This window comes from Phaeospirillum tilakii (assembly GCF_042683125.1).
Taxonomy (GTDB): Bacteria; Pseudomonadota; Alphaproteobacteria; order Rhodospirillales; family Magnetospirillaceae; genus Phaeospirillum; species Phaeospirillum tilakii.
Map to the genome: position 1 here is coordinate 1 of NZ_JBHUIY010000113.1, position 670 is coordinate 670.

Annotated in this window: 1 protein-coding gene; it reads left to right on the top strand. The window is 64.8% G+C overall.

The genetic code is table 11. The annotated features are described in order from the left end of the window. Positions 1 to 670: sigma 54-interacting transcriptional regulator (locus ACFSNB_RS18750; protein WP_377319340.1), on the top strand; the 670-nt coding region annotated here is incomplete at both ends.

Sequence of the window (670 nt, forward strand, 5' to 3'; positions counted from 1 at the left end):
TGATCGCCTATTCCTCGGTCGCGCACATGGCGATCGTGACGATCGGCCTGTTCGCCTTCAACCGCCAGGGTCTGGAAGGCGCGATGATCGTCATGCTCAGCCACGGCCTGGTATCGGCGGCGTTGTTCCTGTGCGTCGGTGTGATCTATGACCGGCTGCACACGCGCGAGATCAGCCGTTACGGCGGCCTTGCGATCAACATGCCGCGCTACGCCTTGCTGTTCATGGCCGTCAACTGCGCAGCCATCAGCGACGACCTGCTGCAGAGCGAGCTCTTCGGTCATCGCCGCGGCACTTTCACCGGCGCAACCACCGACCGCCTGGGCCTGTTGCAGGCTGCCGACGGAGGCACGGTGTTTCTCGACGAGATCTCCGAGATCTCACCCAGCATGCAGGTGTCGCTGCTGCGCTTCCTGCAGGAAGGGGAAGTGCGGCCCATCGGTTCCGACCAGACGCGCCGCTGCGACGTGCGCATCGTCGCAGCGTGCAATCGGCCGCTGCGCCAGTTGGTCGATGAGGGCAAGTTCCGCCAGGACTTGTACTACCGCTTGCGCGGCTTCGAGTTGCGCATACCGCCGCTGCGTGAAAGGCCCGACGACATCCCGCCGCTGGTCGCGCACATGATCGAGAAGTACGGGCGATTGACGTCCAGGCGAGTGGCCGGCCTGAC